This is a genomic window from Cupriavidus sp. 09_S30, from assembly GCF_056930435.1.
On record NZ_JBXOWI010000001.1, the window covers coordinates 1 to 24,094 of the forward strand.

12 protein-coding genes, 6 tRNA genes and 3 rRNA genes are annotated in these 24,094 nt (G+C 61.5%); all 21 read left to right on the forward strand.

Translation table 11 applies throughout. The features are described from left to right. Positions 1–452 precede the first annotated feature (452 nt). A 16S ribosomal RNA gene (locus tag AC1Z3O_RS00005) occupies positions 453–1,984 on the forward strand. A 61-nt stretch (positions 1,985–2,045) separates the two neighbouring features. Further along, positions 2,046–2,122 (forward strand) — tRNA-Ile (locus AC1Z3O_RS00010). An 11-nt stretch (positions 2,123–2,133) separates the two neighbouring features. Further along, a tRNA-Ala gene (locus AC1Z3O_RS00015) sits at positions 2,134–2,209 on the forward strand. A 295-nt stretch (positions 2,210–2,504) separates the two neighbouring features. Then, a 23S ribosomal RNA gene (locus AC1Z3O_RS00020) occupies positions 2,505–5,382 on the forward strand. 112 nt (positions 5,383–5,494) lie between these two features. Next, positions 5,495–5,608 (forward strand): 5S ribosomal RNA (gene rrf / locus AC1Z3O_RS00025). The 16S, 23S and 5S rRNA genes sit together here with 5 tRNA genes alongside, the layout of an rRNA operon. 344 nt (positions 5,609–5,952) lie before the next feature. Further along, a tRNA-Tyr gene (locus AC1Z3O_RS00030) sits at positions 5,953–6,038 on the forward strand. A gap of 93 nt (positions 6,039–6,131) precedes the next feature. Continuing rightward, positions 6,132–6,205, forward strand: a tRNA-Gly gene (locus tag AC1Z3O_RS00035). 33 nt (positions 6,206–6,238) lie between these two features. After that, positions 6,239–6,313: transfer RNA gene (locus AC1Z3O_RS00040), tRNA-Thr, on the forward strand. A 45-nt stretch (positions 6,314–6,358) separates the two neighbouring features. Then, positions 6,359–7,549: an elongation factor Tu gene (gene tuf, locus AC1Z3O_RS00045; RefSeq protein ID WP_483512683.1), complete on the forward strand. Its 1,191-nt coding sequence runs from the start codon at positions 6,359–6,361 to the stop codon at positions 7,547–7,549. Between the two features lie 82 nt (positions 7,550–7,631). After that, positions 7,632–7,707 (forward strand) — tRNA-Trp (locus AC1Z3O_RS00050). A 56-nt stretch (positions 7,708–7,763) separates the two neighbouring features. After that, the gene (secE, locus tag AC1Z3O_RS00055) at positions 7,764–8,144 is read left to right on the forward strand and encodes a preprotein translocase subunit SecE (RefSeq protein WP_483512684.1); all 381 of its coding nucleotides are present in this window, start codon (positions 7,764–7,766) and stop codon (positions 8,142–8,144) included. Positions 8,145–8,155: 11 nt separating this feature from the next. Beyond that, the gene (gene nusG, locus AC1Z3O_RS00060) at positions 8,156–8,737 is read left to right on the forward strand and encodes a transcription termination/antitermination protein NusG (protein ID WP_071010163.1); all 582 of its coding nucleotides are present in this window, start codon (positions 8,156–8,158) and stop codon (positions 8,735–8,737) included. 183 nt (positions 8,738–8,920) lie between these two features. After that, the gene (gene rplK / locus AC1Z3O_RS00065; RefSeq protein WP_483512685.1) at positions 8,921–9,352 is read left to right on the forward strand and encodes a 50S ribosomal protein L11; all 432 of its coding nucleotides are present in this window, start codon (positions 8,921–8,923) and stop codon (positions 9,350–9,352) included. Continuing rightward, positions 9,353–10,048, forward strand: a complete 696-nt coding sequence (gene rplA / locus AC1Z3O_RS00070; protein WP_483512686.1) for a 50S ribosomal protein L1 — start codon at positions 9,353–9,355, stop codon at positions 10,046–10,048. Between the two features lie 422 nt (positions 10,049–10,470). Then, positions 10,471–10,992, forward strand: a complete 522-nt coding sequence (rplJ, locus tag AC1Z3O_RS00075; RefSeq protein WP_483512687.1) for a 50S ribosomal protein L10 — start codon at positions 10,471–10,473, stop codon at positions 10,990–10,992. 66 nt (positions 10,993–11,058) lie between these two features. Further along, on the forward strand, positions 11,059–11,436 hold the full coding sequence (gene rplL, locus AC1Z3O_RS00080; protein ID WP_071010157.1) for a 50S ribosomal protein L7/L12: 378 nt from the start codon (positions 11,059–11,061) through the stop codon (positions 11,434–11,436). 417 nt (positions 11,437–11,853) lie between these two features. Next, the gene (gene rpoB / locus AC1Z3O_RS00085) at positions 11,854–15,960 is read left to right on the forward strand and encodes a DNA-directed RNA polymerase subunit beta (protein ID WP_483512688.1); all 4,107 of its coding nucleotides are present in this window, start codon (positions 11,854–11,856) and stop codon (positions 15,958–15,960) included. A 111-nt stretch (positions 15,961–16,071) separates the two neighbouring features. Then, positions 16,072–20,319, forward strand: coding sequence for a DNA-directed RNA polymerase subunit beta' (gene rpoC, locus AC1Z3O_RS00090; protein WP_483512689.1), 4,248 nt, complete (start codon positions 16,072–16,074; stop codon positions 20,317–20,319). Positions 20,320–20,641: 322 nt separating this feature from the next. After that, positions 20,642–22,492: a DNA helicase RecQ gene (gene recQ, locus AC1Z3O_RS00095; protein WP_483512690.1), complete on the forward strand. Its 1,851-nt coding sequence runs from the start codon at positions 20,642–20,644 to the stop codon at positions 22,490–22,492. 411 nt (positions 22,493–22,903) lie between these two features. Further along, the gene (rpsL, locus tag AC1Z3O_RS00100) at positions 22,904–23,281 is read left to right on the forward strand and encodes a 30S ribosomal protein S12 (protein WP_006576501.1); all 378 of its coding nucleotides are present in this window, start codon (positions 22,904–22,906) and stop codon (positions 23,279–23,281) included. Positions 23,282–23,513: 232 nt separating this feature from the next. Then, positions 23,514–23,984, forward strand: coding sequence for a 30S ribosomal protein S7 (gene rpsG, locus AC1Z3O_RS00105; RefSeq protein WP_109585078.1), 471 nt, complete (start codon positions 23,514–23,516; stop codon positions 23,982–23,984). Positions 23,985–24,094: the final 110 nt, after the last annotated feature.

A 24,094-nucleotide genomic window follows, 5' to 3' on the forward strand; every position in this document is an offset into this window, starting at 1 on the left:
AAAGCACTTGCCAAGCTGGAGGAACTGGCCTAATATTCGCCCCCTCGCAACACGAAGCACCCGGCAAAGCCAGGCGCGACGCGGGTTGCGGGGTCGATGGGATGGTTGGTGGTGCTGCGAAGCGCGACTGACCGAAGCAAAAAAGATGCTTCGAACCTGTTGACGAAACGTAGAAAGTCGTTGATAATCTCGTTTCTCTGCTGCTGACAACGCAGCGACGCGGTAAGCAAAGCGAATCGCGTGAGTTCTTTAACAAACAAACAGCCGATAAGTGTGGGCGCTTGATGCGGGAAGCGGAAGACCTCGGTCTTCCAGCTTACAAGTTATCAGTGCTCGCACAGTAAACATGTTTGGTTTCGTCTTCGGACGGAGCCAGTCAGTTTTCTGAGAGTGAGCGACCGCTCGAAAGAGCGAGGTTTCAGCAGGCAACTGCGCGAAACCACACGGAGATTGAACTGAAGAGTTTGATCCTGGCTCAGATTGAACGCTGGCGGCATGCCTTACACATGCAAGTCGAACGGCAGCGCGGACTTCGGTCTGGCGGCGAGTGGCGAACGGGTGAGTAATACATCGGAACGTGCCCTGTTGTGGGGGATAACTAGTCGAAAGATTAGCTAATACCGCATACGACCTGAGGGTGAAAGCGGGGGACCGTAAGGCCTCGCGCAATAGGAGCGGCCGATGTCTGATTAGCTAGTTGGTGAGGTAAAGGCTCACCAAGGCGACGATCAGTAGCTGGTCTGAGAGGACGATCAGCCACACTGGGACTGAGACACGGCCCAGACTCCTACGGGAGGCAGCAGTGGGGAATTTTGGACAATGGGGGCAACCCTGATCCAGCAATGCCGCGTGTGTGAAGAAGGCCTTCGGGTTGTAAAGCACTTTTGTCCGGAAAGAAATCCTTTGGGCTAATACCTCGGAGGGATGACGGTACCGGAAGAATAAGCACCGGCTAACTACGTGCCAGCAGCCGCGGTAATACGTAGGGTGCGAGCGTTAATCGGAATTACTGGGCGTAAAGCGTGCGCAGGCGGTTTTGTAAGACAGGCGTGAAATCCCCGAGCTCAACTTGGGAATTGCGCTTGTGACTGCAAGGCTAGAGTATGTCAGAGGGGGGTAGAATTCCACGTGTAGCAGTGAAATGCGTAGAGATGTGGAGGAATACCGATGGCGAAGGCAGCCCCCTGGGACGTCACTGACGCTCATGCACGAAAGCGTGGGGAGCAAACAGGATTAGATACCCTGGTAGTCCACGCCCTAAACGATGTCAACTAGTTGTTGGGGATTCATTTCTTCAGTAACGAAGCTAACGCGTGAAGTTGACCGCCTGGGGAGTACGGTCGCAAGATTAAAACTCAAAGGAATTGACGGGGACCCGCACAAGCGGTGGATGATGTGGATTAATTCGATGCAACGCGAAAAACCTTACCTACCCTTGACATGCCACTAACGAAGCAGAGATGCATTAGGTGCCCGAAAGGGAAAGTGGACACAGGTGCTGCATGGCTGTCGTCAGCTCGTGTCGTGAGATGTTGGGTTAAGTCCCGCAACGAGCGCAACCCTTGTCTCTAGTTGCTACGAAAGGGCACTCTAGAGAGACTGCCGGTGACAAACCGGAGGAAGGTGGGGATGACGTCAAGTCCTCATGGCCCTTATGGGTAGGGCTTCACACGTCATACAATGGTGCGTACAGAGGGTTGCCAACCCGCGAGGGGGAGCTAATCCCAGAAAACGCATCGTAGTCCGGATCGTAGTCTGCAACTCGACTACGTGAAGCTGGAATCGCTAGTAATCGCGGATCAGCATGCCGCGGTGAATACGTTCCCGGGTCTTGTACACACCGCCCGTCACACCATGGGAGTGGGTTTTGCCAGAAGTAGTTAGCCTAACCGCAAGGAGGGCGATTACCACGGCAGGGTTCATGACTGGGGTGAAGTCGTAACAAGGTAGCCGTACCGGAAGGTGCGGCTGGATCACCTCCTTTCTAGAGCGTGCTTCCCTAGTTAAGCGTTCACACTTATCGGTCTGTTTGCTGTTACAGCCAAGGGTCTGTAGCTCAGGTGGTTAGAGCACCGTCTTGATAAGGCGGGGGTCGTAGGTTCAAGTCCTACCAGACCCACCAAGTTATCTGAGGGGGGATTAGCTCAGCTGGGAGAGCACCTGCTTTGCAAGCAGGGGGTCGTCGGTTCGATCCCGTCATCCTCCACCATCGACCTTGGGTTGGACAAGCCAAATGCAAGCGCTTAGCGTTGAGTGCTTGCATTTGGCATTGGCCAAGCGACTGGACCTGGTCCAGATCGGCTGTTCTTTAACAATATGGGATGTAGTAAAGGTGTCACGGCGTGTTGATGAGACGCGCATGTAGTTTAACGTGATACCGGGTTGTGATTGTATCAACCAAAGTATTTAAGTGATCGAAAGATGACTTGGAATACGGCACAAATGCGAGAACTCAACCTGTAGCGAACCGTTTCAAGCGCGAGCTTGAGACACACTCGTTATAGGGTCAAGCGAACAAGTGCATGTGGTGGATGCCTTGGCGATCACAGGCGATGAAGGACGCGGTAGCCTGCGAAAAGCTTCGGGGAGCTGGCAAACAAGCTTTGATCCGGAGATGTCCGAATGGGGAAACCCGGCCCGTATGGGTCATCCCTTGCTGAATACATAGGCAAGGGAAGCGAACGCGGCGAACTGAAACATCTAAGTAGCTGCAGGAACAGAAATCAACCGAGATTCCCAAAGTAGTGGCGAACGAAATGGGAAGAGCCTTGTACTCTTTAGCAGTGTTATTAGCAGAACGGGATGGAAAGCCCGGCCATAGCAGGTGATAGCCCTGTATGCGAAAACAGCGTTGTGGAACTAGGTGTACGACAAGTAGGGCGGGACACGTGAAATCCTGTCTGAAGATGGGGGGACCATCCTCCAAGGCTAAATACTCGTGATCGACCGATAGTGAACCAGTACCGTGAGGGAAAGGCGAAAAGAACCCCGGGAGGGGAGTGAAATAGATCCTGAAACCGCATGCATACAAACAGTCGGAGCCCTTTCGGGGGTGACGGCGTACCTTTTGTATAATGGGTCAGCGACTTACATTCAGTGGCAAGCTTAACCGATTAGGGCAGGCGTAGCGAAAGCGAGTCCGAACAGGGCGTTCAGTCGCTGGGTGTAGACCCGAAACCAGATGATCTATCCATGGCCAGGTTGAAGGTGCGGTAACACGTACTGGAGGACCGAACCCACTAACGTTGAAAAGTTAGGGGATGAGCTGTGGATAGGGGTGAAAGGCTAAACAAATCTGGAAATAGCTGGTTCTCTCCGAAAACTATTTAGGTAGTGCCTCGTGTCTCACCTTCGGGGGTAGAGCACTGTCATGGTTGGGGGGTCTATTGCTGATTACCCCGCCATAGCAAACTCCGAATACCGAAGAGTGCAATCACGGGAGACAGACATCGGGTGCTAACGTCCGGTGTCAAGAGGGAAACAACCCAGACCGCCAGCTAAGGTCCCCAAGATTGGCTAAGTGGGAAACGAAGTGGGAAGGCTAAAACAGTCAGGAGGTTGGCTTAGAAGCAGCCACCCTTTAAAGAAAGCGTAATAGCTCACTGATCGAGTCGTCCTGCGCGGAAGATGTAACGGGGCTAAGCCAGTCACCGAAGCTGCGGACGCACGCAAGTGCGTGGTAGGAGAGCGTTCTGTAAGCCAGTGAAGGTGTCTTGTAAAGGATGCTGGAGGTATCAGAAGTGCGAATGCTGACATGAGTAGCGATAAAGGGGGTGAAAGGCCCCCTCGCCGTAAGCCCAAGGTTTCCTACGCAACGTTCATCGGCGTAGGGTGAGTCGGCCCCTAAGGCGAGGCAGAGATGCGTAGCTGATGGGAAGCAGGTTAATATTCCTGCACCGTCGTATGATGCGATGGGGGGACGGATCGCGGAAGGTTGTCCGGGTGTTGGAAGTCCCGGTCCCTGCAGTGGAGAAGGCGCTTAGGCAAATCCGGGCGCGTAATTCAAGGCTGCGGGGCGAGCGACTCAGGTCGCGAAGCAATTGGAAGTGGTTCCAAGAAAAGCCTCTAAGCTTCAGTCATACGAGACCGTACCGCAAACCGACACAGGTGGGCGAGATGAGTATTCTAAGGCGCTTGAGAGAACTCGGGAGAAGGAACTCGGCAAATTGGTACCGTAACTTCGGGATAAGGTACGCCCTGGTAGCTTGACTGGCCTGCGCCAGAAGGGTGAAGGGGTTGCAATAAACTGGTGGCTGCGACTGTTTAATAAAAACACAGCACTCTGCAAACACGAAAGTGGACGTATAGGGTGTGACGCCTGCCCGGTGCCGGAAGATTAAATGATGGGGTGCAAGCTCTTGATTGAAGTCCCGGTAAACGGCGGCCGTAACTATAACGGTCCTAAGGTAGCGAAATTCCTTGTCGGGTAAGTTCCGACCTGCACGAATGGCGTAACGATGGCCACACTGTCTCCTCCCGAGACTCAGCGAAGTTGAAGTGTTTGTGATGATGCAATCTCCCCGCGGCTAGACGGAAAGACCCCATGAACCTTTACTGTAGCTTTGCATTGGACTTTGAACCGATCTGTGTAGGATAGGTGGGAGGCTTTGAAACCGGGACGCTAGTTTCGGTGGAGCCGTCCTTGAAATACCACCCTGGTTTGTTTGAGGTTCTAACCTTGGCCCGTGAATCCGGGTCGGGGACAGTGCATGGTAGGCAGTTTGACTGGGGCGGTCTCCTCCCAAAGTGTAACGGAGGAGTTCGAAGGTACGCTTGGTACGGTCGGACATCGTACCTAAAGTGCAATGGCAAAAGCGTGCTTAACTGCGAGACCGACAAGTCGAGCAGGTGCGAAAGCAGGACATAGTGATCCGGTGGTTCTGAATGGAAGGGCCATCGCTCAACGGATAAAAGGTACTCTGGGGATAACAGGCTGATACCGCCCAAGAGTTCATATCGACGGCGGTGTTTGGCACCTCGATGTCGGCTCATCTCATCCTGGGGCTGTAGCCGGTCCCAAGGGTATGGCTGTTCGCCATTTAAAGAGGTACGTGAGCTGGGTTTAAAACGTCGTGAGACAGTTTGGTCCCTATCTGCCGTGGGCGTTGGAATCTTGACGGGGGCTGCTCCTAGTACGAGAGGACCGGAGTGGACGTACCGCTGGTGTACCTGTTGTCTCGCCAGAGGCATCGCAGGGTAGCTATGTACGGAAGAGATAACCGCTGAAAGCATCTAAGCGGGAAACTCGCCTGAAGATGAGGATTCCCTGGAGGCTTGACCTCCTTGAAGGGTCGTTCGAGACCAGGACGTTGATAGGCTGGGTGTGGAAGCGCAGTAATGCGTTAAGCTAACCAGTACTAATTGCCCGTAAGGCTTGATCCTATAACCAGTGTGTTTCACTGGTTGACGTATCGCCTCTGTGCCGATACCTCACAACCAAGACTACATCCCTATTCGCTGCGACGGCTCAACCCCGGCACAGCAACCCTTTATGCCTGGTGACCATAGCGAGTCGGAACCACCCCTTCCCATCCCGAACAGGACCGTGAAACGACTTTGCGCCGATGATAGTGCGGACTACCCGTGTGAAAGTAGGTCATCGCCAGGCTCTCCATTCCCAGAACCCCCCAGATCCGAAAGGACTGGGGGGTTTTGCTTTGCGCGCGCCGTTCGCGAGCAGCCAGGCTCTTGGAAACGGCTGCCAGCCGCGCCATGCGACGGCGGGAAGGAAGGCCAGGGCGACCCGTCCCAGGCCCTCAGGAGGCGCCTGAGGGCCCGTTTTCGAGCCCCTATAGGGTGAGAGGCATCGACATTCGATGCACGCGATTGTGATGCGTTGTGAGCCGGCGGCTAGCTGGACCACGATGTGCGACAGCAGGACCCGCCAGGTTTCGCGACTCGAAAATAGCTTGACATCCCTGGCGAGTTTCACCATAATTGCAAGTTCTCTGCGGAGAGGTGCCCGAGTGGCTAAAGGGGGCAGACTGTAAATCTGTTGGCTTACGCCTACGTTGGTTCGAATCCAACCCTCTCCACCAGAATGCAAGGCAGCGAGCCGAGCAAGCGTCGCGAAAGCCGCAAGGCAGTACGGCGGCGCGAGTGGCTCGTCGGTGAGCAAGTGTAGTAACCGGGCGGGTGTAGCTCAATGGTAGAGCAGAAGCCTTCCAAGCTTACGACGAGGGTTCGATTCCCTTCACCCGCTCCAGGCGCCGCTGCCAATCGAAGTAAGTCAAGTTTCGCCCATGTGGCTCAGTGGTAGAGCACTCCCTTGGTAAGGGAGAGGTCGGCAGTTCGATCCTGCCCATGGGCACCAAATACACCGCACTGGCAATATCGCTACCGAGACAGGAGTCGCGAAATGGCAAAGGAAAAGTTCGAGCGGACTAAGCCGCACGTGAACGTTGGCACGATTGGTCACGTTGACCATGGCAAGACGACGCTGACGGCAGCGATCGCGACGGTGCTGGCAGCGAAGTTTGGCGGTGCCGCCAAGAAGTACGACGAAATCGACGCAGCGCCGGAAGAGAAGGCGCGCGGCATTACCATCAACACCGCGCACGTCGAGTACGAGACGGCCAACCGCCACTACGCGCACGTTGACTGCCCGGGCCACGCTGACTACGTGAAGAACATGATCACGGGCGCGGCACAGATGGACGGCGCGATCCTGGTTTGCTCGGCCGCTGACGGCCCGATGCCGCAGACGCGCGAGCACATCCTGCTGGCCCGTCAGGTTGGCGTGCCTTACATCATCGTGTTCCTGAACAAGTGCGACATGGTGGACGACGCCGAGCTGCTCGAGCTGGTGGAAATGGAAGTGCGCGAGCTGCTGTCGAAGTACGAGTTCCCCGGCGACGACACCCCGATCATCAAGGGTTCGGCCAAGCTGGCGCTGGAAGGCGACAAGGGCGAGCTGGGCGAAGTGGCGATCCTGGCACTGGCCGACGCCCTGGACACGTACATCCCGACGCCGGAGCGTGCGGTTGACGGTACGTTCCTGATGCCGGTGGAAGACGTGTTCTCGATCTCGGGCCGCGGTACCGTGGTGACCGGTCGTATCGAGCGTGGCGTGATCAAGGTCGGTGAGGAAATCGAAATCGTCGGTATCAAGCCGACGGTGAAGACCACCTGCACCGGCGTGGAAATGTTCCGCAAGCTGCTGGACCAGGGCCAGGCTGGCGACAACGTCGGTCTGCTGCTGCGCGGCACGAAGCGCGAAGACGTCGAGCGCGGCCAAGTGCTGTGCAAGCCGGGTTCGATCAAGCCGCACACCCACTTCACCGGTGAGGTGTACATTCTGTCGAAGGACGAAGGCGGCCGTCACACCCCGTTCTTCAACAACTACCGTCCGCAGTTCTACTTCCGTACGACTGACGTGACCGGCTCGATCGAGCTGCCGCAGGACAAGGAAATGGTGATGCCGGGCGACAACGTGTCGATCACCGTCAAGCTGATCGCCCCGATCGCCATGGAAGAAGGTCTGCGCTTCGCAATCCGTGAAGGCGGCCGTACCGTCGGCGCCGGCGTCGTGGCAAAGATCCTCGACTAAGCAGTAAAAAGCGGGCACGACACCAACCGGTCGTGCTCGTTGCCAGAGGGGTTGGCGTCTACGTCGACCCCGCAGTTGTTCTAGGGGTATAGCTCAACTGGCAGAGCGTCGGTCTCCAAAACCGAAGGTTGGGGGTTCGATTCCCTCTGCCCCTGCCAAATCCTTAGCCGCGCCGCGATCCTCCTCGCGGCGCGGCTTATCTCGTTCGCGAAACATGGCCAATCCCAACGTCGAAACCGTCAATGCCTCTAGCGGCAAATGGCAGCTCGGTCTCGCGGTGCTTCTTGTGGTTGCCGGCGTCATCGGTTTCTATGTTCTGGCGCAGCAGCCGTCCTACGTGCGGGCAGCCTCGCTGATCGCTGGCATCGCGCTGGGCGTGGTGGTCGCGCTGACGTCCGCCCCCGGCAAGGATTTCATCGGGTTCGCCAAGGAATCGTACCGGGAGCTCCGCAAGGTCGTCTGGCCGACGCGCAAGGAAGCGGGGCAGATGACGGGGCTGGTTTTCGCCTTCGTCGTGATCATGGCGCTGTTTCTGTGGTCGGCCGACAAGCTGATCGAGTGGGTGATCTTCTCGCTCGTGCTCGGCTGGAAATGAAGGAATAGAACATGACGGATAACGCACAGCAGGAAACTGCCGCCGCTGAATCGCCCTCGTCGAAGAAGCGCTGGTACGTCGTTCACGCTTACTCCGGCATGGAAAAGAGCGTGCAGCGTGCACTGCAGGAGCGCATCGAGCGCGCCGAGATGCAGGACAAGTTTGGCCGCATCCTGGTGCCGTCCGAAGAAGTGGTGGAAATCAAGGGCGGCCAGAAGTCGGTCACCGAGCGTCGCTTCTTCCCCGGCTACGTGCTGGTCGAGATGGAAATGACCGACGAGACCTGGCACCTGGTGAAGAACACCAGCAAGGTCACCGGTTTCGTGGGCGGTGCGCGCAATCGCCCGAGCCCGATTTCCCAGCGGGAAGTCGACAAGATCATGACCCAGATGCAGGAAGGGGTCGAGAAGCCGCGTCCCAAGACGCTGTTCGAAGTGGGTGAGATGGTGCGCGTCAAGGACGGCCCGTTCACCGACTTCAACGGCAACGTCGAGGAAGTGAACTACGAGAAGTCGCGCCTGCGCGTCTCGGTCACCATCTTCGGGCGCGCAACGCCGGTCGAACTGGAGTTCGGCCAGGTCGAGAAGGTCTGAGCGGTTTGAAAGTTTTGCGCACGTCGCCAGCCGCAGGGCAGGCGGCGAGCGTGGCCCGGCAGCAATGGCGGGCCGAAAGAGGAGCGTGAGGTCGGGCATGCCGGCAACGGTGTGCAAGGCGACAGCGCGTTACGACTCAACAGGATCGCATCCAGCGATGGAGCGGTCCGGATTGGAGTAAAGATGGCCAAGAAGATCGTTGGCTTTATCAAGCTGCAAATTCCGGCTGGTAAGGCAAATCCCTCCCCGCCCGTGGGCCCGGCACTGGGTCAGCGTGGTCTGAACATCATGGAGTTCTGCAAGGCGTTCAACGCCCAGACCCAGGGCATGGAGCCCGGTCTGCCGGTGCCGGTGGTGATTACCGCCTTCGCCGACAAGAACTTCACCTTCGTGATGAAGTCGCCTCCGGCGACCGTGCTGATCAAGAAGGCAGCCGGCATCACCAAGGGTTCGGCCAAGCCGCATACCGACAAGGTTGGCAAGATCACCCGCGCCCAGGCTGAAGAAATCGCCAAGGCGAAGAACGCTGACCTCACCGCTGCCGACCTGGACGCGGCCGTGCGCACCATCGCCGGCTCCGCACGTTCGATGGGCATCACCGTGGAGGGTCTGTAAATGGCTAAGGTTTCCAAGCGCGTCGCCGCCAACAAGGCGAAGATCGAGCGTACCAAGTTCTACCCGATCGACGAGGCCCTGGGCCTGGTCAAGGGTTGCGCCAGCGCCAAGTTCGACGAGTCGATCGACGTCGCCGTCCAGCTGGGCATCGACGCCAAGAAGTCGGACCAGGTGGTCCGTGGTTCCGTGGTGCTGCCTGCCGGTACCGGCAAGTCGGTGCGCGTGGCCGTGTTCGCCCAGGGCGACAAGGCTGAAGCTGCCAAGGCAGCCGGTGCAGACATCGTCGGCATGGAAGACCTGGCTGAACAGGTCAAGGCCGGCAACCTGAACTTTGACGTGGTGATCGCTTCGCCGGACACCATGCGCATCGTCGGTACGCTGGGCCAGATCCTGGGCCCGCGCGGCCTGATGCCGAACCCGAAGGTCGGTACCGTGACCCCCGACGTGGCCCAGGCCGTGAAGAACGCCAAGGCCGGTCAGGTCCAGTTCCGCGTCGACAAGGCCGGTATCATCCACGCCACCATCGGCCGCCGCTCGTTCGAAGACGCTGCGCTGAAGAGCAACCTGGCTGCGCTGATCGACGCCCTGGTGAAGGCCAAGCCGGCCACCAGCAAGGGTGTGTACCTGCGCAAGATCGCCGTCTCGTCCACCATGGGCGTTGGCGTGCGCGTCGAGCAGGCTTCGCTGGCAGCCTGAGGCTGACGGCGCGATCCGACCGGACCCGATAACGCCGGTCGGACAAGAATCGCAAGCCGTGGCGCGAGCCGCGGCGGTCTTCCACAAGCCGCACCGCCAAGTGGCGGGCAGCCGAGGAAGGCAAGGCTTTGGGCAGTGGTGCCCGCCGGCGCGCAAGCGTCGCGGCAGGCATTGCTGGTTATCAAAGACCGCTGGTGGTCGCGCGGCGCTTCAGGCGGTGCGATCTTAATCGGGCGGCATGCGGCGGCGGGTCCCGTACCCGTTGCAGCGTTCCACCGTCCAGCCAGCGCAGATGGCGCACCCGAAGGGATTGATGAATCCGGGCCCAGCCCGGGTGATTCGGGCCAATCGGACGCCGTTCGTTTGGACTGATGTGCGCGACCCGGTCTGCCGGGAAGCAAGCATCGTTTTGGAGCTTAACCGTGCCACTCAATATTGAAGATAAGAAGGCCGTCGTTGCTGAGGTTTCGGCGCAAGTCGCGAAAGCTCAGACCATCGTCGTCGCCGAATATCGCGGCATCACGGTTGGCGATCTGACCAAGCTGCGTGCCAAGGCCCGCGAGCAAGGCGTGTACCTGCGCGTTCTGAAGAACACGCTGGCCCGCCGTGCCGTGGAAGGTACGCCGTTTGCAGGCCTCGCAGAGCAAATGACCGGTCCGCTGATCTACGGGATTTCCGAAGACGCAGTGGCCTCGGCCAAGGTTCTGAACGACTTTGCCAAGACCAACGACAAGCTGGTCCTGCGTGCAGGGTCGTACGACGGCAAGGTGCTCGACGTCAACGCCGTCAAGGCGCTGGCAACGATCCCGAGCCGCGACGAACTGATCGCTCAGCTGCTTGGCGTGATGCAGGCGCCGGTGTCGGGCTTCGCCCGTCTGCTGGCCGCGCTGGCTGCCAAGAAGGAAGAAGGCGCTCCCGCTGCCGCGGAAGCCGCCGAAGCCTAAGGCAATCCAGGCCTCGCTACACCCGATCGCAATACCGATACCGAATCACATCTAGGAGTATTCCAAATGGCAATCACCAAAGACGACATTCTCGAAGCCGTAGGCGCGATGTCCGTGATGGAACTGAACGACCTGGTCAAGGCGTTCGAAGAGAAGTTTGGCGTGTCCGCCGCTGCGATGGCCGTGGCCGCCGCTCCGGGCGCTGGCGGCGCTGCCGCTGCTGCTGAAGAGCAGACCGAGTTCAACGTGATCCTGGCCGAAGTCGGCGCCAACAAGGTTGGCGTGATCAAGGCCGTGCGCGAAATCACCGGCCTGGGCCTGAAGGAAGCCAAGGACCTGGTCGATGGCGCACCGAAGCCCGTCAAGGAAGGCGTGGACAAGGCCGCTGCTGCCGAAGCCAAGAAGAAGCTGGAAGACGCTGGCGCGAAGGTCGACGTCAAGTAAGTGGTGCTCGCGTGCCTTTCCGGCACGCGAATGGGGCTGGCAAAGGGGAATCCCGGCGCCAGCCTTTTTGCGCTTTTGCGGAGGGTGTTTTTTTCACCGCATGGGAGCGCAAAAAGTGATGTTTGAGGCATGAAAAATCGGGCCTTGCCCGATGTCTCAGCAGAAGCTAAACATCAGTGGCACACTAGGTGGTTGCTGATGTTTGTCTTCTGAACCGACTGCAGAAGACAAGTTTGGTCGGGTGTCCCCGGACCGGTGCAGGCATTGCGTCGCCTCGCGACGATCGCTCCGGTCCGCAGCGTGCGGGCACCGTCAGCCAGAGGTTGGTAGCGGCCAACCGCCAAATCCCCTCCCAGTCGCTGAACACCTCAGGCGCTGTGCCAGGTCCAGCCAGCCCTGCGATGATTCGGAGATCCCATGGCGTACAGCTTCACCGAAAAGAAGCGCATTCGCAAAAGCTTTGCGAAGCGCGCGACGGTCCATCAGGTTCCATTCCTGCTTGCGACTCAGATTGAATCCTACACCCAGTTTTTGCAAGCGGATACGCCAACCGCTCGTCGCAAAACAGAAGGCCTGCAGGCCGCCTTCAACGCAATCTTCCCGATTGTGTCGCACAACGGTCTTGCCCGGATGGAGTTCGTCTCCTATCACCTGTCCAACCCGCCGTTCGACGTCAAGGAGTGTCAACAGCGTGGCCTGACCTTCCACTCGGCCCTGCGCGCCAAGGTGCGCCTGATCATCAACGATCGCGAGAATCCCGGCAAGGTCAAGGAAGTCAAGGAACAGGAAGTGTACATGGGCGAGATTCCGCTCATGACCTCGACCGGTTCCTTCGTGATCAACGGCACCGAGCGTGTGATCGTGTCCCAGCTGCACCGTTCGCCGGGCGTGTTCTTCGAGCACGACAAGGGCAAGACGCACAGCTCGGGCAAGCTGCTGTTCTCGGCGCGTATCATCCCCTACCGCGGTTCGTGGCTCGATTTCGAGTTCGACCCGAAGGACATCCTGTATTTCCGCGTCGACCGTCGCCGCAAGATGCCGGTGACGATCCTGCTCAAGTCGATCGGCCTGACGCCCGAGCAGATCCTGGCGCATTTCTTCGTGTTCGACAACTTCACGCTGCAGACCGAAGGCGCGCAGCTCGAGTTCGTGCCGGAGCGCCTGCGCGGTGAAGTCGCGCGCTTCGACATCGTCGACAAGAACGGCCGCGTGGTCGTCGAGAAGGACAAGCGGATCAACGCCAAGCACATCCGTGACCTGGACTCGGCCGGCACCAAGCTGATCAGCGTGCCGGAAGACTACCTGCTGGGCCGCGTGCTGGCCAAGAACATCATCGACCCCGATACGGGCGAGGTGATTGCCAACGCCAACGACGAGCTGACCGAGACCGTGCTGGAGAACCTGCGCGAAGCCGGCGTCAAGCAGATCCAGACCCTGTACACCAACGACCTGGACCAGGGCCCGTACATCTCGCAGACCCTGCGCACGGACGACACCGCCGACCAGACCGCAGCGCGCATCGCCATCTACCGCATGATGCGCCCGGGCGAGCCGCCCACCGAAGAAGCCGTCGAGGCCCTGTTCCAGCGCCTGTTCTACAGCGAGGAATCGTACGACCTGTCGCGCGTGGGCCGCATGAAGGTCAACAGCCGCCTGGGCCGCCCCAGCGGTGAAGGCGCCATGGTGCTGCAGGACGAGGACATCCTCGAGACCATCAAGATCCTGGTCAACCTGCGCAACGGCAAGGGCGAAGTCGACGACATCGACCACCTGGGCAACCGTCGCGTGCGTTGCGTCGGCGAACTGGCCGAGAACCAGTTCCGCGCCGGCCTGTCGCGCGTGGAGCGCGCCGTCAAGGAACGCCTCGGCCAGGCCGAGACCGAGAACCTGATGCCGCACGACCTGATCAACTCGAAGCCGATCTCCTCGGCTATCCGCGAGTTCTTCGGTTCGTCGCAGCTGTCGCAGTTCATGGACCAGACCAACCCGCTGTCCGAGATCACGCACAAGCGCCGTGTCTCCGCACTGGGCCCGGGCGGTCTGACCCGCGAGCGCGCAGGCTTCGAAGTCCGCGACGTGCACCCGACCCACTATGGCCGCGTGTGCCCGATCGAAACGCCGGAAGGCCCGAACATTGGTCTGATCAACTCGCTGGCACTGTATGCCCGCCTGAACGAGTACGGCTTCCTGGAAACGCCGTACCGCAAGGTCGAGAACAGCAAGCTGACCGATCAGGTCGATTACCTGTCGGCCATCGAGGAAGGCAAGTACGTGGTGGCCCAGGCCAACGCGACCGTCGATGCCGAGGGCAACCTGACCGACGAACTGGTGTCGGCGCGTGAAGGCTCCGAGCGCGAGACCCGCATGGTCACCCCGGACCGCGTGCAGTACATCGACGTGGCGCCGTCGCAGATCGTGTCGGCCGCCGCCTCGCTGGTGCCCTTCCTCGAGCACGATGACGCGAACCGTGCACTGATGGGCGCGAACATGCAGCGCCAGGCCGTGCCTTGCCTGCGTCCGGACAAGCCCCTGGTGGGCACCGGCATCGAGCGCACCGTGGCGGTCGACTCGGGTACCGCTGTGCAGGCCATGCGCGGCGGCTTGGTGGACTATGTGGACGCGATGCGTATCGTGATCCGCGTCAACGACGACGAAGCCGTGGCCGGCGAAGTCGGCGTGGACATCTACAACCTGATCAAGTACACGCGTTCGAACCAGAACACCAACATCAACCAGCGTCCGTTTGTCAAGGTGGGCGACCACGTGGCCCGCGGCGACGTGATCGCCGACGGCGCCTCGACCGACCTGGGCGAGCTTGCGCTCGGCCAGAACATGCTGGTGGCGTTCATGCCCTGGAACGGCTACAACTTCGAGGACTCGATCCTGATCTCGGAGCGCGTGGTGGCCGAAGACCGCTACACCTCGATCCACATCGAGGAACTGTCGGTCGTTGCCCGCGACACCAAGCTCGGACCTGAGGAAATCACCCGCGACATCTCGAACCTGGCCGAAGCGCAACTGGCGCGCCTGGACGAGTCGGGCATCACCTACATCGGCGCCGAAGTGGAAGCGGGCGACGTGCTGGTGGGCAAGGTCACGCCGAAGGGCGAGACCCAGCTGACGCCGGAAGAGAAGCTGCTGCGCGCGATCTTCGGCGAGAAGGCCTCCGACGTGAAGGACACCTCGCTGCGCGTGCCCTCGGGCATGAGCGGCATCGTGATCGACGTGCAGGTCTTCACCCGTGAAGGCGTGACGCGCGACAAGCGCGCCCAGTCGATCATCGATGACGAACTCAAGCGCTACCGCCTGGACCTGAACGACCAGCTGCGTATCGTGGAAGGCGATGCCTTCCAGCGTCTGGAACGCCTGCTGGTGGGCAAGACCGTCAATGGCGGCCCGAAGAAGCTGGCCAAGGGCGCGACGCTGACCAAGGAGTACCTGGCCGAGCTCGACAAGTACCACTGGTTCGACATCCGTCCGGCCGACGAGGAAGTGGCCGCCCAGCTCGAGGCCGTCAAGGAAGCCATCGAGCAGAAGCGCCACGAGTTCGACCTGGCCTTCGAAGAGAAGCGCAAGAAGCTCACGCAAGGCGACGAACTGCCGCCGGGCGTGATCAAGATGGTCAAGGTGTACCTGGCCGTCAAGCGCCGCCTGCAGCCTGGCGACAAGATGGCCGGCCGTCACGGCAACAAGGGTGTCGTGTCCAAGATCACCCCGATCGAAGACATGCCCTACATGGCCGACGGCACGCCTGCCGACATCGTGCTCAACCCGCTGGGCGTGCCTTCGCGGATGAACGTGGGCCAGATTCTCGAAACCCACCTGGGCTGGGCCGCGCGCGGCCTGGGCGAGCGCATCGGCAGCATGCTCAAGGCACAGGCCAAGGCAGCCGAGATCCGCAAGCTGCTGGGTCAGATCTACAACGAAAGCGGCAAGGTGGAAGACCTCGACAGCCTGTCGGATGCCGAAGTGCTGGAACTGGCCACTAACCTGAAGAAGGGTGTGCCGTTCGCGACGCCGGTGTTCGATGGTGCGCATGAGGACGAAATCCGCCGCATGCTGGACCTGGCCTACCCGGCTGAGATCGCCAAGGAGAAGGGCCTGACCGCCTCCAAGCAGCAGGTCACGCTGCACGACGGCCGCACCGGCGAAGCGTTCGAGCGTCCGGTCACGCTGGGTGTGATGCACATGCTGAAGCTGCACCACCTGGTCGACGACAAGATGCACGCCCGCTCGACCGGCCCGTACTCGCTGGTGACCCAGCAGCCGCTGGGTGGTAAGGCGCAGTTCGGTGGCCAGCGCTTCGGTGAGATGGAAGTGTGGGCGCTGGAAGCGTATGGCGCCTCCTACGTGCTGCAGGAGATGCTGACGGTCAAGTCCGACGACGTGAACGGCCGTACCAAGGTGTACGAAAACATCGTCAAGGGCGAGCACTCGATCGATGCCGGCATGCCGGAATCGTTCAACGTGCTGGTGAAGGAAATCCGCTCGCTGGGTATCGACATCGACCTCGATCGCTACTGATCGTGACGGTGCGGGGGCCGCGCGCGCGGCCCCGCCAGCGAAGGATTTCCCACAGGATGAATGCCGCCGGCCCGGCTGGAGCCGGGCACGGCGGCGAAACAAGGAGTTGCAATGAAAGCATTGCTCGATCTCTTTAAGCAGGTACAGCAGGAAGAGCAGTTCGACGCGATCAAGATCGGCCTGGCCTCGCCCGAGAAGATCCGTTCGTGGTCGTACGGCGAAGTGAAGAAGCCGGAGACGATCAACTACCGCACGTTCAAGCCCGAGCGCGACGGCCTGTTCTGCGCCAAGATCTTCGGCCCGATCAAGGACTACGAGTGCCTGTGCGGCAAGTACAAGCGCCTGAAGCACCGTGGTGTGATCTGCGAGAAGTGCGGCGTCGAAGTGACGCTGGCCAAGGTGCGCCGCGAGCGCATGGGCCACATCGAACTGGCCGCGCCGACCGCGCACATCTGGTTCCTGAAGTCGCTGCCGTCGCGTCTGGGCATGGTGCTCGACATGACGCTGCGCGACATCGAGCGCGTGCTGTACTTCGAAGCATTCGTGGTGCTCGAGCCCGGCATGACCCCGCTCAAGAAGAGCCAGATCATGTCCGAGGACGACTATCTGGCCAAGTGCGACGAGTACGGCGAGGGTGAATTTGTCGCCATGATGGGCGCCGAGGGCATCCGCGAGCTGCTGCGCGGCATCGACATCGAGAAGCAGATCGAAACGATCCGCGCCGAGCTGCAAGCCACCGGTTCCGAAGCCAAGATCAAGAAGTTCGCCAAGCGCCTGAAGGTGCTGGAGGCCTTCCAGCGTTCGGGCATCAAGCCGGAATGGATGATCCTCGAAGTGCTGCCGGTGCTGCCGCCCGAGCTGCGTCCGCTGGTTCCGCTGGATGGCGGTCGTTTCGCCACCTCGGACCTGAACGACCTGTATCGCCGCGTCATCAACCGTAACAACCGCCTGAAGCGCCTGCTCGAACTGAAGGCGCCCGAGATCATCGTGCGCAACGAAAAGCGCATGCTGCAGGAAGCGGTTGACTCGCTGCTGGACAACGGCCGTCGCGGCAAGGCGATGACCGGCGCCAACAAGCGTCCGCTGAAGTCCCTGGCCGAAATGATCAAGGGCAAGGGCGGCCGTTTCCGTCAGAACCTGCTGGGCAAGCGCGTCGACTACTCGGGCCGTTCGGTCATCGTGGTGGGCCCGACCCTGAAGCTGCACCAGTGCGGCCTGCCCAAGCTGATGGCGCTCGAGCTGTTCAAGCCCTTCATCTTCCACAAGCTGGAGACGATGGGCATCGCCACCACCATCAAGGCGGCGAAGAAGGAAGTGGAAAGCCAGACCGCGGTGGTGTGGGACATCCTCGAAGAGGTGATCCGCGAGCACCCGGTGATGCTGAACCGCGCGCCGACGCTGCACCGCCTGGGCATCCAGGCCTTCGAGCCCGTGCTGATCGAAGGCAAGGCGATCCAGCTGCACCCGCTCGTCTGCGCGGCGTTCAACGCCGACTTCGACGGTGACCAGATGGCCGTCCACGTGCCGCTGTCGCTGGAAGCGCAGATGGAAGCCCGCACCCTGATGCTGGCCTCCAACAACGTGCTGTTCCCGGCTAACGGCGATCCGTCGATCGTGCCGTCGCAGGACGTGGTGCTGGGCCTGTACTACACCACCCGCGACAAGATCAACGGCCGCGGCGAGGGCATGACCTTCGCCGACATCAGCGAAGTGATCCGCGCCTACGAGAACAAGGAAGTCGAGCTGGCTTCCCGCGTGAACGTGCGTATCACCGAGTATGAGATGGTGGACAAGGACGCCGTGGGCGATGCCCGCTTCGCGCCCAAGACCACGCTGCAGGCCACCACGGTCGGCCGCGCCATCCTGTCGGAGATCCTGCCGAAGGGCCTGCCCTTCTCGGTGCTGAACAAGCCGCTGAAGAAGAAGGAAATCTCGCGCCTGATCAACACGGCCTTCCGCCGCTGCGGCCTGCGCGAGACCGTGATCTTCGCCGACAAGCTGCTGCAGTCGGGCTTCCGCCTGGCAACTCGCGCCGGCATCTCGATCGCCATCGACGACATGCTGGTGCCGCCGGCCAAGGAGAAGATCATCTCCGAGGCAGCCGCCAAGGTGAAGGAGTACGACAAGCAGTACATGTCGGGTCTGGTGACCGACCAGGAACGCTACAACAACGTCGTGGACATCTGGGGCGCCGCCGGCGACCAGGTGGGCAAGGCGATGATGGAGCAGCTCCAGCACGAGGACGTGGTCGACCGCAACGGCAACACTGTCAAGCAAGAGTCGTTCAACTCCATCTACATGATGGCCGACTCGGGCGCACGGGGTTCCGCCGCGCAGATCCGCCAGCTGGCTGGTATGCGGGGCCTGATGGCCAAGCCGGACGGCTCGATTATCGAGACGCCGATTACGGCGAACTTCCGCGAAGGCCTGAACGTTCTACAGTACTTCATCTCGACCCACGGCGCCCGTAAGGGTCTGGCGGATACGGCACTGAAGACCGCGAACTCGGGTTACCTGACCCGTCGTCTGGTCGACGTGACCCAGGATCTGGTCGTGGTGGAAGACGATTGCGGCACCAGCAACGGCGTGGCCATGAAGGCCCTGGTCGAGGGCGGTGAAGTGATCGAGGCCCTGCGCGATCGTATCCTCGGCCGCGTGACCGTCGCCGATGTGGTGAACCCTGAAACCCAGGAAACCGCGATCGAGACGGGCACCCTGCTGGACGAAGACCTGGTCGAGCTGATCGACGCGATCGGCGTGGACGAAGTCAAGGTCCGCACGCCGCTGAGCTGCGACACGCGCTACGGCCTGTGCGCCAAGTGCTACGGCCGCGACCTCGGCCGCGGCGTGCTGGTGAACTCGGGCGAAGCGGTGGGCGTGATCGCCGCGCAGTCGATCGGTGAGCCGGGCACGCAGCTGACCATGCGTACCTTCCACATCGGTGGTGCGGCATCGCGTGCGGCAGTCGCGTCGAGCGTGGAAGCGAAGGCGACCGGTACCGTGCGCTTCACGGCGACCATGCGCTACGTCACCAACGCCAAGGGCGAGCTGATCGTCATCTCGCGTTCGGGCGAGGCGCTGATCACCGACGACCACGGCCGCGAGCGCGAGCGCCACAAGATCCCGTACGGCGCCACGCTGCTGGTGCAGGACGGCCAGGCGATCAAGGCCGGCACGCAGCTGGCTACCTGGGACGCGCTGACGCGCCCGATCGTTTCGGAGTACTCGGGCACCATCAAGTTCGAGAACGTCGAAGAGGGCGTGACCGTCGCCAAGCAGATGGACGAAGTGACCGGCCTGTCGACCCTCGTGGTGATCGACGCCAAGCGTCGCACGGCCGCCACCAAGGGCATCCGCCCGCAGGTGAAGCTGCTCGACGCCAACAACCAGGAAGTGAAGATCCCGGGCACGGACCACTCCGTGACCATCGGCTTCCAGGTCGGCGCGCTGATCACCGTGAAGGACGGCCAGCAGGTGCACGTGGGTGAAGTGCTCGCGCGTATCCCGACCGAATCGCAGAAGACCCGCGACATTACCGGTGGTCTGCCGCGTGTGGCCGAGCTGTTCGAAGCGCGTTCGCCGAAGGACGCCGCCGTGCTGGCGGAAGTCACCGGCACCACCTCGTTCGGCAAGGACACCAAGGGCAAGCAGCGCCTGGTGATTACGGACCTCGACGGCAACGCCCACGAGTTCCTGATCGCCAAGGAAAAGCAGGTCCTGGTCCACGACGGTCAGGTGGTGAACAAGGGCGAAATGATCGTTGAAGGTCCGGCGGACCCGCACGACATCCTGCGCCTGAAGGGCATCGAGGAGCTGGCGCACTACATCGTCGACGAAGTGCAGGACGTGTACCGTCTGCAGGGCGTGAAGATCAACGACAAGCACATCGAAGTGATCGTGCGCCAGATGCTGCGCCGTGTGCAGATCGCGGATGTGGGCGACACCAAGTTCATCCCGGGTGAACAGGTGGAGCGCTCGGATCTGCTCGACGAGAACGACCGCGTGATCGCCGAAGGCAAGCGTCCGGCCACGCACGAGAACCTGCTGCTCGGTATTACCAAGGCGTCGCTGTCGACCGACAGCTTCATCTCGGCGGCATCGTTCCAGGAAACCACCCGCGTGCTGACGGAAGCCGCGATCATGGGCAAGACGGACGACCTGCGCGGTCTGAAGGAAAACGTGATCGTCGGCCGCCTGATCCCGGCGGGTACCGGCCTGGCCTACCACCGTGCCCGCAAGGCGCGCGAGGCGGCCGAGCGCGAGCGCGCCCAGGCGATCTCCGAAGAAGAGCAGTCGCTCTTCATCGAGCCGCCGGTGGTGCAGGCGACGACCACCGAAGGCGAGGGCGACGCGGTCTGACGCACCGCCTGTCCGGCGCGGCCTCCGCCGCGCTGGCGCTGAACGGACAAAACCCGGCATTCGTGCCGGGTTTTTTTTCGTCCGTAGCGCATCTGCCTATCAACTGCGAAATCAAGTGCGCATCAACTGCGTGTCATCGGCGGATCGCCCGCCGCGCACGTGCCGCGCGCTTCCCAATGTGGCGGGCCGCCGGCGCCGTGCGCTTATCATGCCTCTCCCGCCCATTGATTCCGGCACAATCCGAACAAAATCCCCCTCCGCTTGATGGTATGGTTACGCCTTCCGGCGTACCCCGTCCCACCCGTCTCCTCGATCTGCAGCTATGTCGTCCGCATTGGCCATCCTCAAAGATGTCTTCGGCTATCACGCCTTCCGCGGGCAACAGGCCGAGATCATCGATCACGTGGCGGGCGGCGGCGACAGCCTGGTGCTGATGCCCACCGGCGGCGGCAAGTCCCTGTGCTATCAGGTGCCGGCGCTGCTGCGCCAGCGCGCGGGGCAGGGCACCGGCATCGTGGTGTCGCCGCTGATCGCGCTGATGCAGGACCAGGTAGCAGCGCTGACGGAGGCGGGCGTACGTGCTGCCGTGCTCAACTCCACGCTGACCTCGAGCGAAGCCTCCGCGGTGGAGCGCGACCTGCTGGCGGGCCGGCTGGAGGTGCTCTACGTGGCGCCCGAGCGCCTGATGACGCCACGTTTCCTGGACCTGCTCGAGCGCGCGCGCGTGGGTTTGTTCGCCATCGACGAGGCCCACTGCGTGTCGCAGTGGGGCCACGACTTCCGGCCCGAGTACATCCAGCTCTCGGTGCTGCACGAGCGCTTCCCGCACGTCCCGCGCATCGCGCTGACCGCCACGGCCGACACGCTGACGCGCCAGGAGATTGTCGAGCGGCTGGCGCTGCAGGAGGCAAGAGTCTTCCTGTCCAGCTTCGACCGGCCCAATATCCGCTACCGCATCGCCGAGAAGGACAATGCGCGCCAGCAGCTGCTGGCCTTCATCAAGGCCGAGCACGCCAACGCCGACGGCACGCACGACAGCGGCATCATCTACTGCCTGTCGCGCAAGAAGGTGGAAGAGACCGCCGCCTGGCTCGGTGGCCAGGGCATCAAGGCGCTGCCTTACCACGCCGGCATGGACGCGCAGCTGCGCGCGCAATACCAGGCGCGCTTCCGCGAGGAGGAGGGCATCGTGATGGTGGCCACCATCGCCTTCGGCATGGGCATCGACAAGCCGGACGTGCGCTTCGTGGCGCACCTTGACCTGCCCAAGAGCATGGAGGGCTACTACCAGGAGACCGGCCGTGCCGGCCGCGACGGCCTGCCCGCCAATGCCTGGATGGCCTATGGCCTGGGCGACGTCGTGCAGCAGAAGCGCATGATCGACGAGTCCGAAGCCGACGAGGCGCACAAGCGCGTGTCCTCGTCCAAGCTCGACGCGCTGCTGGGCCTGTGCGAGACCGCCGGCTGCCGGCGCGTGCGCATCCTGGCTTACTTCGACGAGGCCAGCGAGCCTTGCGGCAACTGCGATACCTGCCTGGAGCCGCCCGCCACCTGGGACGGCACGCGCGAGGCGCAGATGGCCCTGTCCTGCGTCTACCGCGTGGCGCAAGCCAGCCGCGTGCATTTCGGCGCCACCCACCTGGTCGACGTGCTGCGCGGCAATGCCTCCGAGAAGATCCGCCAGTGGGGCCACGACAAGGTGTCCACCTTCGGCATCGGCGCCGATCGCTCGGTGTCGGAATGGCACGCCATCTTCCGCCAGCTGATCGCCCACGGCCTGCTGGTGATCGACCACGGCGGCCACGGTGCGCTGCTGCTCGGCGATTCGGCGCGCCAGGTGCTGCGCGGCGAGACCACCATCACGCTGCGCCGGCAGGCGACCAAGCCTGGCCGTGGCGGTGAGCGTTCCACCTCGCGCGGCAGTCGCACCGATCACACCGCCGGCATGGACGAGGATGCGCTCGCCAACTGGGAAGCTCTGCGCAAGTGGCGCACGGCCACGGCGCGCGAACACGGCGTGCCGGCCTATGTCATTTTCCACGACGCCACGCTGGCCGAGATCGCACGCAGCGCCCCGGCCACCCTCGATGAGCTGGCCGAGGTGCCGGGCATCGGCGCGGCCAAGCTGGAGCGTTACGGCGACGAGATCCTGGAGACGCTGGAAGGCGTCTGAGCCACGCCGGCCCGCTGGGACCGGGCCGGATGGCATGGTGTGGGTATATGTGGGTATACGGTGGGTATACGTAAACTTCCTTGACCGTTTACGGTTACCCTGCTAGGATGCCAGATTCGAGTTTTTGGCTTTGGATTTCGCTCGCCCGTCGATCTAGCACCCTGCCTGTGCGGCCGGATGCGCTTTCGGCAAGCGCCGCCGGCCGGTAGCGTGATGCACCGGTTGCATGGTGTGGCAGCAGGGGGATCCCGGTCGGGCTCGCGTTCTTTGGTCAGTCTGGTTCCCGCCGGTCTATCGTCTCAAGAGCGCCCGCTCACACTGTTCCCGCCCAAAACCCGTAGTTGCCGTTCCGGTTCCGCCATGTGGCATCCGGAGGGGTGTTTTGTCGTAAAAACCAAGCTGGATTGAACAATGCCAACTATCAACCAACTGGTTCGCAAGCCGCGCGTCTCGGAAGTCATCAAGAGCAAGAGCCCGGCGCTTGAGAACTGCCCGCAGCGTCGTGGCGTGTGCACCCGCGTGTACACCACGACCCCGAAGAAGCCGAACTCGGCACTGCGTAAGGTCGCCAAGGTGCGCCTGACCAACGGTTTCGAGGTCATCTCGTACATCGGCGGTGAAGGCCACAACCTGCAGGAACACTCGGTCGTGCTGATTCGCGGCGGCCGTGTGAAGGATTTGCCGGGTGTGCGTTACCACATCGTGCGCGGCTCCCTCGACCTGCAAGGCGTCAAGGACCGTAAGCAAGCGCGTTCGAAGTACGGCGCGAAGCGCCCGAAGGCAGCCTAAGTCGGGCTTGCCGTGTGTCGCCCGCAGGGCGCACTACAGTAGTAAAGAAATATGCGACAAGCCTGTGGCGCCAAGCGTCATGGTGCTGTCACCAGGCGGCGGTACAACGGAGCGTTCAGCGCCGTGCCGTCGAGTAAGTGGTCACCCCGGCGAATTTGCCCAGGCAAGCTAGTTGGTGACCGGAGAGCGGAAATCATTGACCGCGCTCTCAACTGAATATTAAGGAAAGAAGATGCCACGTCGTCGTGAAGTCCCCAAGCGGGAAATCCTGCCTGATCCGAAGTTCGGCAATGTCGAAGTTGCCAAGTTCATGAACGTGCTGATGCTGGATGGCAAGAAGTCGGTTGCCGAACGCATTGTGTACGGCGCGTTCGACCAGATCGAGAAGAAGGCAGGCAAGGCCCCCATCGAAGTGTTCTCCGTTGCCATCAACAACGTGAAGCCGGTGGTGGAAGTGAAGAGCCGTCGCGTGGGCGGCGCCAACTATCAGGTTCCGGTCGAAGTCCGTCCGTCGCGTCGTTTGGCATTGGCGATGCGCTGGCTGCGCGAGGCCGCGAAGAAACGCAGCGAGAAGTCGATGGCGCTGCGCCTGGCAGGTGAGCTGCTGGAAGCATCGGAAGGCCGTGGCGGCGCAATGAAGAAGCGCGACGAAGTGCACCGCATGGCAGAAGCCAACAAGGCGTTCTCGCACTTCCGCTTCTAAAGCGCGCGATTACAACTGTTGGTTGCCGGGCGGGCTGTGTATTCCTACACATCTCGCCCGTTTGTGTTAGGGGCGACGGCGATGAGATGCCGGCGTCTCACGGACGAATA